Origin of the sequence: Paenibacillus sp. LC231, assembly GCF_001860525.1 — a bacterium.
In the GTDB taxonomy this organism is placed as follows: domain Bacteria; phylum Bacillota; class Bacilli; order Paenibacillales; family Paenibacillaceae; genus Paenibacillus_AQ.
In genome coordinates, this window is record NZ_JFOM01000020.1 from 18,587 (window position 1) to 37,750 (window position 19,164).

At 51.7% G+C, this 19,164-nt stretch carries 15 protein-coding genes; 3 read left to right on the forward strand and 12 right to left on the reverse strand.

The genetic code is table 11. The annotated features are described in order from the left end of the window. Positions 1-12 precede the first annotated feature (12 nt). The 11 genes from AK95_RS15380 to AK95_RS15430 all read right to left on the reverse strand — a co-directional run bounded on the left by AK95_RS15380 (position 13) and on the right by AK95_RS15430 (position 15,298). Positions 13-1,545 carry a response regulator gene (locus AK95_RS15380; protein WP_071220846.1) on the reverse strand — a complete coding sequence of 511 codons (1,533 nt, stop codon included), beginning with the start codon at positions 1,543-1,545 and terminating at the stop codon, positions 13-15. Then, positions 1,517-3,361, reverse strand: coding sequence for a sensor histidine kinase (locus AK95_RS15385; protein WP_071220847.1), 1,845 nt, complete (start codon positions 3,359-3,361; stop codon positions 1,517-1,519). Before AK95_RS15385 ends, AK95_RS15380 begins: the two co-directional genes overlap by 29 nt. A gap of 17 nt (positions 3,362-3,378) precedes the next feature. Continuing rightward, complete coding sequence (locus AK95_RS15390) at positions 3,379-4,926, reverse strand: helix-turn-helix domain-containing protein (RefSeq protein WP_071220848.1); 1,548 nt, start codon at positions 4,924-4,926, stop codon at positions 3,379-3,381. A gap of 188 nt (positions 4,927-5,114) precedes the next feature. Then, positions 5,115-5,948 carry a carbohydrate ABC transporter permease gene (locus AK95_RS15395; protein ID WP_071220849.1) on the reverse strand — a complete coding sequence of 278 codons (834 nt, stop codon included), beginning with the start codon at positions 5,946-5,948 and terminating at the stop codon, positions 5,115-5,117. Between the two features lie 31 nt (positions 5,949-5,979). Then, complete coding sequence (locus AK95_RS15400) at positions 5,980-6,930, reverse strand: carbohydrate ABC transporter permease (protein ID WP_083397642.1); 951 nt, start codon at positions 6,928-6,930, stop codon at positions 5,980-5,982. A 30-nt stretch (positions 6,931-6,960) separates the two neighbouring features. Next, complete coding sequence (locus tag AK95_RS15405; RefSeq protein WP_071220850.1) at positions 6,961-8,283, reverse strand: ABC transporter substrate-binding protein; 1,323 nt, start codon at positions 8,281-8,283, stop codon at positions 6,961-6,963. A gap of 140 nt (positions 8,284-8,423) precedes the next feature. Continuing rightward, a complete protein-coding gene (locus tag AK95_RS15410) occupies positions 8,424-9,977 on the reverse strand; it encodes a response regulator (RefSeq protein ID WP_071220851.1) in 1,554 nt (517 codons plus the stop codon). Then, positions 9,952-11,730 carry a cache domain-containing sensor histidine kinase gene (locus AK95_RS15415; RefSeq protein ID WP_071220852.1) on the reverse strand — a complete coding sequence of 593 codons (1,779 nt, stop codon included), beginning with the start codon at positions 11,728-11,730 and terminating at the stop codon, positions 9,952-9,954. The genes AK95_RS15410 and AK95_RS15415 overlap by 26 nt, the downstream gene beginning before the upstream one ends. Positions 11,731-12,042: 312 nt before the next feature. Next, on the reverse strand, positions 12,043-13,218 hold the full coding sequence (locus tag AK95_RS15420; RefSeq protein ID WP_071220853.1) for an NAD(P)/FAD-dependent oxidoreductase: 1,176 nt from the start codon (positions 13,216-13,218) through the stop codon (positions 12,043-12,045). A gap of 31 nt (positions 13,219-13,249) precedes the next feature. Continuing rightward, positions 13,250-13,720 carry a DUF1641 domain-containing protein gene (locus AK95_RS15425; RefSeq protein ID WP_071220854.1) on the reverse strand — a complete coding sequence of 157 codons (471 nt, stop codon included), beginning with the start codon at positions 13,718-13,720 and terminating at the stop codon, positions 13,250-13,252. A gap of 270 nt (positions 13,721-13,990) precedes the next feature. After that, positions 13,991-15,298, reverse strand: a complete 1,308-nt coding sequence (locus AK95_RS15430) for a polysaccharide deacetylase family protein (RefSeq protein WP_071220855.1) — start codon at positions 15,296-15,298, stop codon at positions 13,991-13,993. A 104-nt stretch (positions 15,299-15,402) separates the two neighbouring features. Here AK95_RS15430 and AK95_RS33845 point away from each other — a divergent pair, with 104 nt between their 5' ends. Continuing rightward, the gene (locus tag AK95_RS33845) at positions 15,403-15,585 is read left to right on the forward strand and encodes a hypothetical protein (RefSeq protein ID WP_235613127.1); all 183 of its coding nucleotides are present in this window, start codon (positions 15,403-15,405) and stop codon (positions 15,583-15,585) included. Between the two features lie 470 nt (positions 15,586-16,055). Here AK95_RS33845 and bcp read toward each other — a convergent pair whose 3' ends face one another. Continuing rightward, on the reverse strand, positions 16,056-16,538 hold the full coding sequence (gene bcp / locus AK95_RS15435; protein WP_071220856.1) for a thioredoxin-dependent thiol peroxidase: 483 nt from the start codon (positions 16,536-16,538) through the stop codon (positions 16,056-16,058). 129 nt (positions 16,539-16,667) lie between these two features. Here bcp and AK95_RS15440 point away from each other — a divergent pair, with 129 nt between their 5' ends. Both AK95_RS15440 and AK95_RS15445 read left to right on the forward strand, forming a co-directional pair. Next, positions 16,668-17,756, forward strand: a complete 1,089-nt coding sequence (locus AK95_RS15440) for an LCP family protein (protein ID WP_071220857.1) — start codon at positions 16,668-16,670, stop codon at positions 17,754-17,756. 79 nt (positions 17,757-17,835) lie between these two features. Next, on the forward strand, positions 17,836-19,152 hold the full coding sequence (locus tag AK95_RS15445; protein ID WP_071220897.1) for a glutamate-1-semialdehyde 2,1-aminomutase: 1,317 nt from the start codon (positions 17,836-17,838) through the stop codon (positions 19,150-19,152). The last annotated feature ends 12 nt before the right edge of the window (positions 19,153-19,164 follow it).

Consider the following 19,164-nt stretch of genomic DNA (forward strand, 5'->3'; position numbering starts at 1 on the left):
ACCTTAAAAACTTTAGAACATCCTCTTCTTGAACTCATTCGGTGCCATGCCCCATCTTTTTTCGAAATGCTTAAGGAATTGGTTGTAGTGGGTGTAGCCGACCCTTTCGGCGATTTCGCTGTTCTTCAGCTTGTTCTGCTTCAACAGCGTAGCCGCTTCCTCAATCCGCAAATTATGTATGAGTTCGTTGAAGCCAATCCCATTCTTACGCATCAGCAGCTGGCCGAGATAGACGGGATGCAGATAAAAAAGCTCCGCCAATCGCTTAATGGTCAGATTCTCGCGGTAGTGCTGCCGAATATAATCGTTAATCTCCTGGATTACGCCTTGCGAATGCCGGGCCTGTTCCTTGAGAAGAAGCTCGATGCACTCTTCCCCGAAGCGCAGCAGCTCTCCCATCAAGTCGTTCAAATGGAAGGTTCCGTCCGTTAATCCAGCTGCATTGGATTTGGCTGCCAGGATTCGAGCTTCCGCACCTTCCGCCTCCCTCACCAAATCCATGATTTTATACAAAACATGGATCACCATTTTCTTCACGATCCCCGGCGCGATTCGCTGCTCCGCAAACCTGGACGCAGCCAATCCGGCAGCCTCGCGGTATCCCTTCTTGTCGAGGAGTTCCACGGACCTGATGACATCATCCATCAGGTTCGTGGGGTAACGATAATGAAACGGCCGATCCCGTACCTCTTCATATGAAATCATCCCGACGTACGCCGGATCGTAAAATTGATGCTCGATGGCTTCCCTGGCGGTTTCGTAGCAGCGACGGATCTGCACCAGAGACTGCTGGCCATCTCCTACAGCCATAAACAGCCGCTGTCCTGCATAATGGCGGACCAGCCTGCGGATCGTGCCTGAGGGTACGCTCCCGTTGTCAGGGGAATAACCGTACACCAAACCAAACCGGTTCGATTCCAGATCGATGACATACTCCGAATTCGCGTGGGCGGACAAGCGGGCGACGGTTTCCCTGACGTCAGGAAACAAGGCAGACTCTGCTTGGATCAGACATACGTTCCACTCTTGATGGGCGGAGGATAAAACCTGAAGCCTCGACAGGCCGCTAGCCCTAAGCGGCATCTCCAGAAGCGTTTGCATGATCAGCGAAGCATCCTCTTCCCTCTTAGCAATCGCGCTCAGGCTCAATCTGCGATGCTCCTGCATCAGCTCAGTATGAATCTTGCCGAGCTCCTCCTCGGCTTCCTCTGCAATAATAGGCTTCAGCATGTAGTGATGGATGCCGTGCCGCAATGCTTTCCTTGCATATTCAAATTCACTGTAACCGCTCATGATGGCAAATTTCACACCGCTATCCCGGTGATGCTCCTGCCAGGTTTCAATCATATGAAGCCCGTCCATTAGCGGCATGTTTACATCGGTAATGACCAAATCCGGCGCAAGCCCATGAATCATCTTCAAGCCTTCCACTCCGTTACCCGCGGTTCCGCAGACGCTAAACCCCAAGCGTTCCCAATCGATCCACAGCGCCAGCCCTTCCAGCGCACCCGGTTCGTCATCGATCAACAGCACTTTGAATGGCATGGTTCTCCCCCTCTCCGCCTTCATGCTCCCGAGACTCCAACAGCCGGATCGGAATCTCGAATGAAACGGTTGTCCCTTGATTCGGGGTGCTGGCAATGTTGAAAATGACATGATCGTCGTAGTACAGCTCCAGCCGCCGATATACGTTTCGAATGCCGAAGCTGTTGCCCGAGAACTGCTCGTTGCGAACCGAGAGAATAATGTCCCGTAGCTTGCTTTGCTCAATGCCCTTACCGCTATCCGTAATGACGATGCGAAGATAATCACGGGCAACCGAAGCGCTTATGGTCACCAGACCCGCTCCATCCATCGCCTGCAGGCCATATTTGCATGCATTCTCAACGAGCGGCTGAATGCTCATTTTCGGAATTTTATAATGAAGCGCTTCCATATCGATGTTGAATTGATATTCGAATTTATCCCGAAAGCGGAATTTTTCGATTTTGAGATACATTTCGATAAATCTGATTTCCTCCTCCACGGAGACCAAATCCTCTCTCCAGCTCAGCAGTCTGCGAAGCAGCTTGGACAAGCTTTTGATAATATCCGTCACATCCGTGTATCGATTCTTCGTGCAGACCACCAATATCGCATTCAGGGTATTGAACAGGAAATGGGGATTCATCTGGCTCTGCAAAAAGTTCAATTCAGCCCGAACCCGCTCCATCTCCAGGCTTTTCTTCTGAATCTCCAGCTTGTACACATTGTTGATCAGGGAGTTCATCTTCGCTGTCATCTGATTGAAATTCCGGATGAGTCCGCCGATTTCGTCCCGGCCTTCGTCCAGTTCAATCAAGTCGAATTTCTCGTTGCTCACCTTCTGCATATGACGGGACAAACGCTTCACCCGGTAATTGTAGGACCGGAGCATAACGGTAATAAAGACCGCCGCAACCAGCGTAACAACCGCTGCCAATACAACGGTAAACAGCTGCATATCCAGCATGGCGCTCGTAATCCGGCTCCCCCGGTTGATGCCGATCAGCTTCCACCCCTTCACGTACCTGGCCGTTCCGATCGAGAACACATGCCGATCCTCTTCATCGTATTGCTCCAGATCAAGCTTCGAATATGCGCTGTACTTCCCTCTTTCATAACCGCTGCTGGCCGACATAATAATCTCATTGTTCTCGTTCACCAAATACATATCCAGGTAATCGCGTTCCCGTACAATGACGTCATAGATCTTGCTCAGGTCGATGTCGATGCGAAGCAGCTTCTCATAAGTGGAATAGCTATCAAAATAATCCATCTTCTCAATGACGCTTAAATACGGAACCGTCGAAGCCGAATTGCTTGCCTCCGTAGCCCTGTATGCCGCCACCAGCACCGGATGGGCCGAGCTCTTCCACAACGCATACCAGTCGCTCTCGAGCACATTATCGTTGATCACATGATAATTGCCACCGGACACAATGGTGGAATTTTCGGTGAAGATGCTAATCCGCTGAATCTGGTTGTTAACCGGTATGTAGCTCGTTACCCGATTCCGGAGCTGCTCATCAAAGGTTTCGTAGAAGTCCAGCTGGGACTCATACTCGCGATCGAGCATTTCGTAAAGGGTCTTATCCGTACTCAGCGCATGACTTACAGCCACCCCGCCGTCGATGAAATTATGAATATCCTTCCTAGCCCGCTCCATCGAGATATCGAGGTTCTGCTCCTCTCTCTCCCGGATCAGCTCCGACATCCGATCCATAAAGATGAGGTTGACCACCAGAATAGGCAGCAGTACACCAATGACAAAAATAAGAAAAAATTTAGTTTTCAACGGAATATCGTTGACGAAATTCCCCAGCCTGAACATTCTCTTCATGAAGGCACCCTCCCGGTTTAGCGCTGCTTGCTTTCAACATGATTCTTGTAATTCGAGGGCAGAATCCCGGTTGTCAGCTTAAACTTATGGATAAAATAGTCCGCGTTCGGGAACCCGACATAGAGCGCAACCTCGGAAACCTTCATTCCGCTCCGTTTCAGCAGCAGCTTGGCCTCCTCGATCCGCTTGTCATTCAGGTATTCCTTGAACGGCTTGCCTGCATGTTTCTTGAACAGCTGCCCCAAATAGGTGGCGTTCATATGGAAATGTCGTGCCAAATCCTGAAGCTGAAGCCTGCTCCGATACTCCCGGTCGACATACTGAATCACTTGAAAAATGGTGTTGTGCTCGTTAAGCTTGCTTAACTCTTCCAGCTGCGAAGCGGCCTCAAACGCGAGCAACCGCATATAATTCTTCAACGGTGCTTTATGGCAAGCATCACTCAGATGACCAAGCTTCCTTTGCAGCCGGTCCATGAATAGATCCGGATCTCCATTCATCTCCGCGATTCTTCGACACAGCTTTAATTCCAGATCGGCCACATCGGCTTGAAAAGCCCTCAGGTGGAGGAGATGATCGGTCATGGCCGCAAATATCCGCGCCAAGCATGACTCGATGGACGCATGCTCCCCCGCCATAATCACGGAAAGCAATTCGTCCATCCATCCGAAGGGAAGTCCCCGGAGCCGCTCGGCTCCTCTCGGCTCTTGGTAACAAAACACGCCGCTTCTGCCTTGGCTTCGCTTATCGTCGCGCACCTCCGCGCTTTGCCTGTAAAGCTTTCCGATCGCCTGGATTCCCTCCCCTGTGCCGCTTAACGCTACGATAACCGGCCCTTCAAGCTCCCGGGCCAGAGCAGACTGTAACTGCAGCGCAGTCTCCATGACCTCATCCGGAGTCGAATGCTCGACATGCAGCACCACTCCGATGCTCCCGCTATTGTCCTGGAAGCATCCCAGTAAGCTCGGGGGCCCGTAATCGGCCATCCATTCGATCCAATCCACTCCCGTTTCAGTAATCCCTATTTCAATCAATAGGCACTGCAGCAGCGGCTCGCCCTGGATTTGCATCGCTTTGCTGGCTTGCTCGGCCAAATCAGGGCTCAACTCGTCACGAATGAGCCGGTTCAACAAATAATGGACGGCAAGGCCCGCTTTCTTCCGGTAGCTGCGTTCAGCGTCTAGTTCGTCCTGGATCTCATGGCTGAGCTTGGCAAGCACAGCCTCGATCTCCTCGTCATCAATCGGCTTCAGCAAATACTCGGCGACCCGTTGGCGCATGGCTTGATGCGCGTACCCAAAATCATCATATCCGCTCAAAATAACGAATTTCGGAGGGAGAGGCAGTATCCGTTTGCTGTGCTCAATCAATTCCAGGCCGTTCAGGACTGGCATGTGGATATCCGTCATCACCAGCTCGGGCTTCAACTGTTCCATTAACTTTAGCGCTTCCGGAGCGCTCAGAGCTTCTCCGCATATTTGAAATCCAAACCGGTTCCAATCGATCATGGTTCGAAGTCCTTCCAGAACCCATGGTTCATCGTCCACCAGAAGTACATTGAACAATACCCTCGTCCCCCTTCATGATATGTTAGATGTAAGCGCACTCATTTTACCTTATACTACCATACTAGTATATCTGTGAGAATATACTGCAGCTCCTCTGCTTTATATTGGTATCCTGGTCAGAACACAAATAACCCGTAAGCGGGGTTCCTATACAAGAACTCCGCTTACGGGCTGCTTAAGCTCGCCTACCCCTTAATTCCGGATAAAGTAACGCCTTCAATAATATATTTCTGCCCGATGATATACACGATGAGAACCGGGACGAGCGCAATGGAGGCCCCCGCCATCATCAGTGTCCAATCCGTTGAATACATGCCCCGGTACAAATTCAGCATCATCGGCACGGTAAACTTATCCGTGCTGCTGAGAAATATCAGCGGGTTAAAGAAGTTGTTCCACATCCCGAGAAAGGTGAAAATCCCGAGTGCCGATAAAGCCGGTTTGATTAGAGGAAGCATGATCCGGGCGTAGATCGTCCAGCGATTCGCGCCGTCCACGATGGCAGCCTCTTCCATCTCCTTCGGAATGCCTCTGAAGAATTGCCGGAGCAGAAACACCCCGAAGGCGTTCAGCAGCGCAGAAGGGACGATAATCGCCAGATGCGTATCCAGCCATCCGATATTTTTCATGATCAAGTAAAGCGGAATAATGGTCACTTGTCCCGGCACCATCATGGTTGCCAGAAACAGAATGAACAGCGGCTCCCGGAACGGGAACGTGATTTTGGCAAAAGCATAAGCCGCCATGGAGCAGGTAACCAGCTGTGAAACCACGACGATTATATTGATGTAGAAGCTGTTGAAATACGCGCGCCCGAACGGCAGCGCCGTCAGCGAATCCTTATAATTGGACCAGATGAACGGGTCCGGAATCCACTTGGGCGGCACAACGAATACTTGCGACAAATCCTTGAGCGAGCTTAGCACCATCCACACGAACGGCAGGGCCATCATGCAGGCGCCTAGGATCAGCACGATATGCAGCACCACGGTGGACATCCTCAATCCCCGATGTAACATTCATTTTCCCTCCTTCCTAAAGGTTCGACCATCAGTCTTCGTAATGCACCCATCGCTTGGACATTTTCATCTGGAACAAGGTAAGCGACAGAATCATGACGAACAGGATGACCGCCGATGCCGTGCTCTTGCCAAAGGTAAAGTCCGCAAAGGCGGTCTCGTAGATGTGATAGACAAGCGTATAACTGGCCTTCGCCGGCCCGCCGGAGGTCATGACAAACGACTGGTCGAACACCTGAAAGGAACCGATAATGGACATGATCGTTACGAAAAAGGTCGTCGGGGACAGCAGCGGTATCGTAATATGGACCAACTGCTGCCATTTGCCGGCGCCGTCAATTTCGGCTGCCTCGTAATAACTTCTCGATATGCCCTGAAGCCCGGCAAGGAACAGCACCATGTTGCCTCCCAGCCCCATCCAGACGCTCAGCAGGGCAATCGAAGGCATCACGTACCTGGAATCCGTCAGCCAGGAGGGGCCCGTTATCCCGAACCACTGCTGCAGGTACATGTTAATAAGGCCGAAGTCGGCGTTGAACAGCCACATAAACACAACGGCGACGGCAACGGACATCGTAATGTTCGGCATGAAGTAGATCAGCCGGTACAGTATCTTCCCTCGAACCCGGTTCAAGCCTACCGCTACCAGCATGGCGAGAACGATGCCTGTCGGTACCGACAAAATCGTGTAATACACCGTGTTCACCAGTGCGATGTGGAACTCCTCATCCTGAAGCTGGGACACGAAATTTTGGAGACCGATAAACTTCTTGGCTCCCATGCCGTCCCAGTTCATCATGCTGATGACAAAAGCCGAGATGAGAGGGACCAATGAAAAAGCGATCAAGCCGATCATCTGGGGAAAGATAAAAAAGTAGCCCCATAAACCGTCGGACGTCTTGCTCTTTAAGGTCGTTCTCCTCTCCGGAATCCGCTCCGGAGAAGGAGCGGCTCCGGAGCTTCCTGCAGGCTGCGTGTTCATTTCATCTCACCGTTCCTCCCCAGAGCTGGATCAATTCTTGCCGCTCTTGTAATCCTGAATTTTCTTGTTGGCCATATCCTGAATATCCTTCAAGGAGCTTTCCAGATCCTGATCTTTCAGCCACAACGCCTCGAACTTGGACGTAATATCCTGGCTAAGCCCGGGAATACCGGCCTCGAACGGAGTCAGGGAATACCCGATCTCACGCGCGTCCAGGAATAACTGGGCATGCTCCGGCAGATTGCCTTCCAGCACCACTTCATCCGTTCCCTGTACCGACGGGACAGCATTGCCGCCGCCCTGCAGGCGGAAACGTTGACCCTCTTTGCTTACGTACTCGGAGAAGAAGGTGTATGCCGCTTCCTTATTCTTCGATGCCTTGTTCATCACCATGTATGCGGTCGGGATACCGGCCGGCTCGATTTTATTGCCGGTATTGGTTGGCCATGTGACCACGTCATATTCAAGTCCTTGATTCTTCTTGAACAGCGGCAGGTACCAGCGGCCTGCAGCAACGAATCCAACCTGGTTGGACATAAACATGGCATCCCCGCCCTGCCCTTTGGGAAGCGTGCCGGAGAAGGTGATGTTTTTGGATTTCACGTTGTCGTACAGGAAGCGGAACGCCTCCATCGCCTTCGGATCCGAAGCCGCTACGAAGTTCCCTTCGTCGTCGTATACTCGGCCGCCGTTGGAAGTAACCCAGCTGTGATAGCTGTTCCAGGAGTTATCCAGCACGTAGCCGTACTTTTTACTGTCTCGGATCTTGTCCGACATTTCCTTGAATTTGTCCCAGGTCCACTGTCCGTTCGCCTGAAGATCGGCCGGCATCTCGGTGATCCCTGCTTCCTTCAGCACCTTCTTGTTGTACCACAGCACCATCGGATTACAGTCCACCGGCACCCCAAAGGTCTGACCATCCCGCACGGCTGCGCCCCACAAGCCTTCAAAATAATCCTCCTTCTTGATCACGCTTTCCGGTGCGTCCATATACGGCGTCAAATTCTCAATGCTCTGGTTCTCGATCAGTTTCACGACCAGGGCGTCCCCTGCATAGAAGATATCCGGGGCGGTCCCTCCTGTTAATTGGGTTAATATTTTCTGATCATATTCGCCCGGAATCGGAATAAATTCGACCTCAATGTCCGAGTGCTTCTTATTAAAGTCCTTCGTGAGCTCCTGAAAGCGGGTAAGCTCGCCGGGATTTCCCCAGGTCGCCCATTTGATCTTGACCTTCTCACCGCTTCCGGACTCCCCACCTTCTGATGTTCCACCGCCTCCACACGCTTGGAGTATGGATGATAGTAGAAGAATGATTGCAAGCAATGACCCTCTCACCTGTTTCCTTGTCATTTCATTTCCTCCATTCAAACCAGATTTGGACTCGCTGGCAAGCTCTTGTAAACGCTTTAATTATAAAATTTTGACAAAAAGCTTTTGAACGGATTTTGTTCCGAAAAAGTGGATTCTTTTCCGATCCTATGAAATTCCCATTATTTTCGATGCTGTCCCTGGTATTCCGCGGGCGTCATGCCTACCATCTTCTTGAACAGTTTGCTGAAGTATTTCACGTCATTAAATCCGGAGCGATCCGCCACCTCATACACGCGCAGCGATGTTGTGGAGAGCAGCTCCTTGGCCCGTTTCAGCCGCAGATCAATCACATAGTCAATGAAGTTATGTCCGGTGACGCGCTTAAACATTTCGCTAAAATAGTTGCGGCTTACGGCCACTTCGTCCGCCACCTCCTGCAAGGAGATCGGCTCGGCAAAGTGGGCCTTAATATATTGAACGGCCTGCAGCACGATCCGCTCATGCAGCGTGGATTCCGGTAAGGGGTGCCGCATAGCCTCCTCACGCAAGGTATGGAAGCCTTGGAGCACCAGCTCTTTCACTTCCTCCACCGAACGAAGCTTGCCCACTTCCCCGATCTGCGGAAGCGGCGGGCCGCCGGGAAGATGAAACATAGCGAGCAAGCTCAGAAGTTCCTCTGCTTCCCGGAGAACCTCCTGCTTCTTCATCCGTCCGGGCTGCCAGCGCTGCATGACCGACTGCAGCCGCTCTTCGGTTTTGACCATGTTTCCGACCGCCAGGGCGGCTCTAAGGGCATGCATCTCGGAAGCAGACGTCTTCTGGGCCAAATCGGCATCGGTAAGAGGGAGCTCCTCTGCCCGAAGAATCTGTTGATCTCGATGGAAGAAGAGGCCCTCCAGGCTCTCGCTAGCTTCTCGAAACGCTTCCTGCAGCTTATCCATGCCGTTATATCTCCTGCTGAGCCCCATGGTGCATCGGATCGGCAGATGGATAGCCGCTTCGTGCTCTAAAACCTGCCGATTTGCTTCGTCCCCTAACGGCAAGCATACAGCGATCCGGTCCGTCTCCAGCCGAACTGCCAGCGCCTCCGGCACCTGGTCATACAGCTGTTCCATTAATCGCTCGATCTCGTCATGCCAATCCTTGTGCTGCACCCCGGCCGTGCCAGCCCCTGGATCAGAATCAAGCTGGAGCACGGCCAGCATATAAGCGCCGTTAAGATTTCGTGCTTCCAGGCTGGCGATTGCGCCCGGCTCTCCGGAAAGCGCCTGAAAGAGCGTTTTCTCGGCGGCCTTCTTCTTATTCAGCCGCTGCTGCTGCTCATGCTCGGTCAGAATCCGCTGCATCTGCTTCTCCTCTTCCAGCTTCAGACGCATGTGATCAAGCACGGCAACCAGAGAGTCCGCATCGAGCGTCGGCTTGAGAATGTAATCGGAAGCGCCAAGCCTGATGCCCTCGCGCACGTATTCGAAATCGCTATGACAGCTGAGCAGCAGTACCTTTACCCAAGGACAAAGCTCCCTTGTCCGACGGGTCAGTTCCAACCCGTCCATGACCGGCATCGCGATATCCGTGATCAGAATGTCCAAATCCCCGTTTACGATCCACTTCATGGCCCGCTGTCCATTCGAGGCCTCGCCCACAAGCCGGTAACCGTGCTTCTCCCAGTCGAAGGTTGAGCGCAGACCTGTACGCGCGATCGCTTCGTCATCCACGAGCAGCACTCTGTACATAATCGTCCCCCCTTTGTCTCGCAAACGTGATTGTGACCCGCGTTCCTCCGCCTTTCGGGCTTTCCACCCATACCCCATATCTGCTGCCGTAATACAGCTGAACCGTTTGGTGAACATGACGCAGGCCGATATGGGTCATGCCATGCTTGGAGTGATCCTGCTCATAGGACAGCAGTCCTTTTATTCGTTCAGGCTTAATGCCGATTCCATTGTCCTCGATCCGCACCATGACATCCTGCTGCTGCGATGTAATCCGGATCTGAATGACGCCCCTTTCATCAAGCGGGGCAATTCCGTGAAAGATCGCATTCTCCACGATCGGCTGCAGCAGCATCCGGGGAACATAAAGGCCCTCCATCTCCTCGGGGCAATCGATCCTTAACTCGATTTGGTGGTCATAGCGGTAATTCTGGATGATCATATATTTGCGAAGCAGCTCCAGTTCATCGCCAAGGCGTATGAACACCCCATTGCGCTCCAGGCTCCCCTCCAGCAGATGAACAAGAGCCGTAACCGATTGATCCACGTCATTCGTCCGGTTCAGCTTGGCCATCCAGCGGATCGAGTTCAGCGTATTATAGAGAAAATGGGGATTGATCTGATACCGCAGCGCGCGGATTTCGGCTTTTTTCTTCTCGGACTCCTCCGCGGCGATGCGCCGGATCAGGAGGTCGATCTGCTCTATCATTTTGTTGAAGCTTCTGCCCAACTGACCGATCTCGCTGGGTCCTACATTCTTGCTGCGGACCGATAAATCGCCTGCCTCGCTTCTGCGCATCAAGCGGCTCAGGTGAACGAGCGGATTGCCGATTCTCCGCGTCATGAAATAACCCATGCCGATCGCTGCCAGAATCGATCCGAATACAATCCAGACCGTGAAACTCCGGATGCTGGCGGAATCGGCCGTTAGTTCCTTCAGCGGCACCATGCCTACCACATGCCAGCCGTTGTTCAGGCGCGAGGGGATCATCAGCGTTTTGTTGTTGTTCAAGTTATATTCCGTCATATCCGAGGGCAGCTTGATCCGGGACTGCCTCCCGTACATCGAAGGATCCGGATGATAGAAATAACGATTCTCGTCATTGGCCACGTACATATACCCCGTGTCCCCGAACTGGACGTGGTTTAATTCATCGATCAGGACATCCCCCATAATCTCGATAAACATGACTCCGACAATCTCCCCTGTATCCCAGCTCCGAATCGCCCGACCTAGTCCGAAGACCGGAAATCCCATTCCCGTTTGCTTCAGGTAGGAGGTATCCGACAAGCCGAACCATACCGCCTGTCCGTTCGCCTCCAGAATCGATCGATACCATGGAGAATCCCACTGGTCCGGGATGGACATCAAGGAATCGGCACTGAGGACCGAATTGTTCCGCTGCACGTCAAACACGTACACGTCCAATATCTCCGGCGAGTTAATCATGATGGAGGTCAGCAGGTCCTTCCCCTCCTTCACCTTCAAGGTCAGGTCATACTTACTGATATTCTGATCCTCTAGTATGCCGTGAACCACCTTGCTGTTCAGCACCATCATCGAGGAGTCGTCCAGCTTCTTGAAGAACATGTTCAGCTTGTCACTGACTTGGGTGATGGTGAGGGAAGCCACTTTACTGACCTGTTCCTCCACGATCGAGGCCGATTTGTTATACGACAGGAACCCCATAATGAGAACCGGGAGTGTTGTGCCGATGAAAAAAAACAAAAACAGTTGAGTGACAATGGAATGAAGACGATGATATCCCCGCATACAAGCTCCCTCCGTTTCATAAAATGAAAACTGCGAACCTTTTACGATAGCGCTTACATAACTGTTTGACCTTCTTTCTTCTTCCTCTTCACCTTCTGCCTTTCCCTTACCTCCTTCTCTAACATCCCGCTCCGGAGCACCATGAAGAACCTGTTGTATCCCTCGCTCCCGGGTGTAATCATCGTATTATGTTTTCATGTCGATGTCCCTAAGTCCATCTGCTTATGTTTGGGCTGCGCAAATAAAAAAGAGATGGACCCGAAAATCTCGGGTCCATCTCTTTATATGTGGATATAATGCCGCCTTCTAGGCTTAGTAAGCCAGTGTAAACAAACCGTTGATGTGAGACAGGTAACGCATGTTACTTGCTTCTTTCATCAAGGTTGCAGGCAGACCTTTCAATTGGGTCTTGTTAGCGCCAATGGTACCGATGGCATCTTTACGTCCCAAGCTGCCGAGCGTACCGGAGAATACCGGTGTGAACGAAGCTGGTGCGCCGCCGTTCAATTGAGCGAAGATGTTGTAGCCGATCAGCTCGCCCATTTGCCATGCGAGCTGTGCCGTTGGCGGGTATGGACGACCTTCAGGTCCCATAACCACCGCGCTGTCGCCTGCAACGTATACATCAGGGTGAGATGCGGATTGCAGGAATTCGTTAACAACCGCACGTCCGCGATTGACTTCGATGCCGCAGTTAGCCACAACGGAGTTGCCCTGTACGCCGCCAGTCCATACCAATGTGCTGGTTTCGATCGTGCTGCCGTCTTTCAGTTCAACGGTTGTACCGTCCATTTTGGTAATCGGCAATCCGGTCAGGAAGTTCACGCCGCGTTTCTGCAGGCTTGTTGTCGCGCGGTCAACCAATTCAGCAGGGAAGCCCGGCAGAATCGAAGGAGCTGCTTCAACACAATAAAGCGTGATTTCTTGTGGGTCGATACCGTATTTGCGAGCCAGCTCGCTTCTCATATCGGCATATTCACCAACAAGCTCAACGCCAGTCAAGCCGCCGCCGCCAACCACGATGGTAGCGTCCGCTTTGTTTTTCGTTTTGCTGTATTCCGCAATGCGGGACTCCACATGAGCGCGCAGACGATTAGCATCGTTCACGGACTTCAGAATGAAGCTGTTCTCTTGCAGTCCCGGAATGCCGAAGAATGCCGTTTCGCTGCCCAGTGCGATAACCAGGGCATCATAGGTGAAGTTTCCGCCGTCATCGAGGGAAACCGAACGCTCATCCGGCTTGATTTCCTTAACGTTGCCGATGCGCAGGTCAACGTTCGCGCCGCGCAGAAGCTTGTCGAGCGGCAAAGCTACTGCTTTCTCTGCGATGTTGCCTGCTGCCAGACGGTGCAATTCCGTAATGATCTGATGGGTTGGGAAACGGTTGATCAGCGTGATTTTTGCAGCAGCACCAAAATGCTCGCGTGCAGAAAGCGCACTAAGCAAGCCGCCATAGCCTCCGCCCAAAATTAAAATATGTTTAGACATGACCATCCTCCGTTCTTCGTATGATTATGGATTAACGCTTGTTTTGTTGGTCGCGATCGTTAAGAACGTCCAAAAAAGCCTGAGCATAGCGAAGACCCTTTTGAACCTGAGGATCTTTCAGCATTTTCATCAGACCAAATACGCCGATCTGAGCTTGGTCGCCTTGAGCGTGTACACGGTCTCCGGCTTCGATGGCTGCAGATGCAACGCTTTTTGCTGCTGTCGTGATTGGCTTCGCGAATCCGCTAAGGGAAGCCATGGTGTCTTCCGCAAGCACGGGATCCGTAGCTACGGATTTACCGAAGTCATAAGCTTTAGTCATGACGGTCAGCATTTCCGTAAGTTTTGGAAGATTGTCCACGAGAGTTGTGAGGGATTCCTGAACCTCGGGCTTGAGCAGTTGTTCGAGCAGCACATCAGGACGGCTGGACGCCGCAGCTTCTTGGTTTCCTACAACATTTTCCGGAGTTTCGGACGGCTGTGGAGAAGATGTTTCTGTCATAAAGAATTGCCTCCTTTTCTTTAAGTGAATTCCCAAGATGAACTTGGCGACGATCGAACCGGCTAGCTTTAATTTTGGGATAACCGGTATCTATTATGCATCACTTACAAAAGTGCGAACTTATGGGTGACTCACTATCGCCAAAAATAAAGCAGGGGGAAACTTCCCCCTCCTTTATTCGGAAACAATCTTAGGGATTGTGATAAATATCTCTAAGTACTAGTCTATAACTTGTGAAGCATAATTACAAACATAAAATGCAATTTTCGACTACAAAGTTAGAACGCGATACTCGCTTTCTTCATATGTAACTCTTGTAACAGGGCGGCCGGAAAAGTCAAGCGCTTCCCGAAGCGGAATCCAAGCGGTACCGCCGATTAAATGAACATCCGAAGACACCGGTTTGCCCCCTGTTTGCATGGGGAATAACAAGCCACCCACTGGGTCGGCTTCCCAGCGATTCCCTGCAAGCGTCACCTGTACGGTCTTGTTGTGAGACTTCCAGGTCACGCTTCCGCCGAGCCGCTCCACCAGGGATCGCAGCGGTACCATCAACCGGCCGTCCACCATTTTGTATTCACCTGCCGCGAATGCAGTCTCCATTCCTCCAAATTCCACAGCAAGCGTTCTCCCGGTCTCAAATAGCGCGGCATTGGCTGTGACATGTTCGCGAATCCACTGCTTTGAAGGCTGCGAAGCCTTACGTGCACTCTGCTGTGCACGAAATTGAACAGGCTGGACTTCAGTAGACAATACGTCAAAGGCATAACCTTGCTTTTTATAATAGGAAATAATCTCCGGCAGGGCCTTGACGCTCTCAGCATGCCCTTTACCGTCATGAAGAAGCACGATCGCCTCATTGCCGTTCACTTTGGTGGTTGCCCCTTTGACGATGTCTTTAACCGGAACACCTCGATACCTGGAATCGCCGCTGTCGACGTTCCAATCGAATACTTGATATCCCCCCTGCTTCATGTATTGAAAATAGGCTTCGTCAAAATGTCCGGCCGTCCCCCCGGGAGCTCTGACCAGCTGCGGCCGTTCACCCGTAATTAAACGAATGATTTCCTCCGTTCTCTTAATCTGCCCCCAGAAATCCTGAAAATGCCCGTAGAGCTCGTCATAACGATGATCATATGTATGATTCCCGATCACATGGCCTTCCTCATAGATGCGGTTGATAATTTCGGGACGGGTCTCCGCCTCCTTGCCCAGTACAAAAAATGTGCCTTTAATTCCTTCGCGCTTCAAAATATCCAGAACATCCAGCGTCAGATCCGATGGCCCGTCGTCAAATGTCAGGTATACCGTTTTGTCATTTTGTTTCTTATATTGAACAGGTGCGGCGTTCACGGCCGGTGTATTCTTGAATGCAGTCGTGACGATTGGCAGGCTGGCCTCTTCGGGCTTCACCTGTACATCCTGCCGAGTTACAGTCATTGGCGCCGATGCCAGAGGAGCCTGTTCCACATATATGTCTATCGGCCGCTGGACCTCAAGCCCCATACCGATCATGATCAGCAATGCCAACACGCCGAAAAATACCGCAATTGATGTTACCCGCACCATATTTTTCATTATCAACTCTACCTCCATCGTTTCTATGAGTTCGGCTTCCTGATAGATTATATGGAGGGCGTTTCAAAAAAAGACTAGGATTTGATATTTTACAACCGGAAGGGATGATAGAACATCCGGTCAGACAAGAAAATGGTGCGGTCGTGCGAATCTTCTCCGGTTCTTCCGGAAATGTCGTATCCGCCACCCTTGAGGGGAGCGGAACCTTCTTGGGGCAATGCCGTGAACGCGCTAAAAGCCAGGTGTTGTGGCTGGGTCCTGGAATCGACGGAGAACCAAGCGAATGACGGGCAACAGCGCATGGTACTCCCAAACAGCTCGATTCTCCTGGATTAGCAGTATTTGATGATATTCGAGGACTGTGGTTCCGCTATTCCTTTGTTTTCTGCCCTTTAATGGAGGTATGAGGACATGAGATGCGCTATTGCAAGATATTGCGGGCTAAATTCGTGATTTTGGGTGCATTAACGGATCCTCTGTCCGAATGGCCTACCAAATGGATCGGTTTTCGGTAAATAGCGGATCGAGTGTCCAAATGGGCTCAAAAACAGCTCGTTTTTACAGCATACAGAGGATCCTATGTCTGCCGGCCCGAAACAGCTCGTTTTCGGTAAATAGCCAAACGCGGGCGAGCCGCTGCGAGAGCCGGTGGCCCCCTACTCTCCCTTCGCCGACCTATACCTCTGGTCTTATTTATTTAAAAAAAGGTCCCTTATCATGCCTGTTCAGGCATGCTGAGGGACCGTTCTTCATATAGCTATGACAGCACGGCTGCGAGAACCGCTTCGACATGGCCTTTTACTTTCACTTTTCGCCACTCGGCGGCCAGCTTTCCCTGCTCATCAATTAGGAAGGTCGAGCGTACAATACCCATATATTCGCGGCCGAACATCTTCTTCATCTGCCACACGTCAAACATTTCGCTTACCTTATGCTCCTCATCAGACAAGAGCAAGTAGGGCAGGCTATGCTTATCGATGAATTTGGCATGGGATTTAAGGGGATCCGGGCTTATCCCGATCACGACTGCCCCTGCCTGCTCCAAGCTTCCATAATGGTCCCGGAAGCTGCAAGCCTCTTCCGTGCAGGTTGGGGTCATATTTTTCGGATAGAAGAACAGCACGACTTTACGTCCACGAAAATCGCTTAAAGCTACCTTCTCCCCGTTCGAAGCCGGAAGTGAAAAATCCGGCACCTGGCTTCCAACTGTCAACTGCGTTTGATCTGCGATAAGGCTCAACTCCTAAAATACAGACTTTAGTCCCGAAAATTGATTGTCTTTTCGAAAAAAATTATAATAGAATGAATGTCGAATGTTCAAATGTTCTATCGAATTCATTCATCAGCGTAATCCGAAAGGAAGAACACAATGACCAAAAAAACAAAGAAGACGATTATATGGAGTGTCAGCCTCATCCTTGCCGCTATTATTGGTTACGGCATTTATTATGCGGCATCGTTCTACGACGGCTTGCAAAGTCTTCAGAAATCAGGTGAGTCCTCCCCTTTTCGTGAAATTGAAAAGGTAGATGCCAAAGTACCAGCGCCACCCGAGTGGGAAGGAACGGAGACGGTTAACATTCTGCTGATGGGCGTGGATGCGCGCGGTTTTGAGGAAGGCGAAATTCCTCGTTCCGACAGTATGCTTGTTGCCTCGATTGATCCCGTGAAGAAGAAAATGCACTTATTCTCTATTTTGCGCGATACTTACGTAGAAATACCCGGATATGACCGAAACCGAATCAATACGGCCATTACACACGGCCCGAATACGGCCATGAAGGCTGTTGGCGATCTGCTGGGCATTCCGGTTCAATACTACGTCTATACGGATTTCCAGGGTTTCATGAAGCTGGTTGATTCCGTTGGCGGGGTTGATTTCTATGTTGAGAAGGACATGAATTATTCCAGCAAAGCAGACAAAAACGAATACGACATCGAACTGAAGCAAGGCATGCAGCATCTGGATGGCAATGCGGCGCTGCAATATGTCCGGTTCCGCTATGATGCGATGGGCGACTTTACCCGCACCGAGCGTCAGCGCGAGCTCTTGAAGGCCGTAGCCAAGAAAATGCAGACCACCACTTCCATCATGAAGCTTCCGGACATTCTGAAGTCCGTCAGCCCGTATATCGATACCAATCTCGATGTTGAGGATATGTGGAAGCTGGCGAACGTTGCCTACAAGAGTAAAATGAGCGGCAGCGAACAGGTGCCTCCGATGAAGCTCCTGAAAGAAGAACATATCGGCGGGGCAGCCGTTCTAACGGTCGGCAATTCAGATACGCTGAAACAGTATATCCAGGACATCTTAAATCCGCCAACGCCTGACCCTGAGACAGAAGGCAGCGAAGGTACGGAAAGCAATTCTGAAACCACTGGTTCCGAGAATAACGATTCTGAGAATGGTCAATCGGATAGCTCTACTGTTCCATCTGCAACAACGGATCGTAACTAATACACTTACAGCAAGCAGGACAGGAGCTATGTCATTTTAGCTGCCTGTCCTGCTTCATGAAGAAAGGAAGTTAATGATGATGACAACATCAAGAAACCGTTCAGAAACTCTATATCAAGAAGCGCTGCAGCATATCGTAGGCGGCGTAAACAGCCCCTCCCGTTCGTTCAAAGCCGTAGGCGGCGGCGCCCCCGTTTTCATGAAACGCGCGAATGGAGCTCACTTCTGGGACGAGGACGGCAATCGCTATATCGATTATTTGGCAGCCTATGGCCCAATCATTACCGGACATGCCCATCCGCATATTACGGCCGCAATCACGGCAGCCGCTCAAAACGGCACCCTCTACGGGACGCCAACGGAGCTTGAGATCACTTTGGCCAAAATGCTGAAAGCCGCCATCCCGTCCATGGATAAAGTGCGTTTCGTCAATTCCGGCACCGAGGCGGTCATGACCACGATCCGGGTCGCCCGCGCCTACACCAAGCGTAACAAAATCATCAAGTTCGCCGGCTGCTACCATGGCCATTCCGATCTTGTCCTCGTGGCAGCAGGCTCCGGTCCTTCCACGCTCGGCATTCCGGACAGCGCCGGGATCCCGGCCAGCATTGCGACGGAAGTCATTACCGTTCCGTTCAACGATCTGGAAGGCCTGCGCGCTGCCCTCGACGCATGGGGCGATGATGTGGCTGCCGTTATGGTGGAGCCGATCGTCGGCAACTTCGGCATGGTGATGCCGAAGCCGGGATTTCTCGAAGGCTTATGCCAGATGACGCACGACAACGGCTCGCTGGTCATCTATGACGAAGTCATCAGCGCTTTCCGCTTCCACTACGGATCTACCCAAACCTACGCCGGTCTGGCCAATCACGAGGCAATTCAGCCGGATCTTACGGCTCTTGGCAAAATCATCGGCGGCGGTCTGCCGATCGGTGCCTATGGCGGCCGTAAACATGTGATGGAACAGGTCGCACCGCTCGGTCCTGCTTATCAGGCAGGAACCATGGCGGGTAATCCAGCCTCCATCGCCGCCGGAATCGCTTGCTTGGAGGTTCTGCAGGGTGAAGGCGTATACGAAGAAATGGAGCGCTTGACCATCAAGCTGACGGAAGGCTTACAGGCATCCGCCGACCGCCACGGCATTCCGCTCACAATCAACCGCATCCGGGGTTCCTTCTCCACTCACTTCTGCGATCACCCGGTCACGAATTATGACGAAGCGCAGGACACCGACGGCGAAGCCTTCGCCGCATTCTTCCGCCATATGCTGGACCGCGGCGTAAACCTGGCTCCTTCCAAGTACGAGGCCTGGTTTATGACCACTGCCCATACGGATGCCGACATTGAGGCTACGCTTGAGGCTGCGGAGGAATCTTTTAAGGCCATGAAGAATTAATATAGATAAATG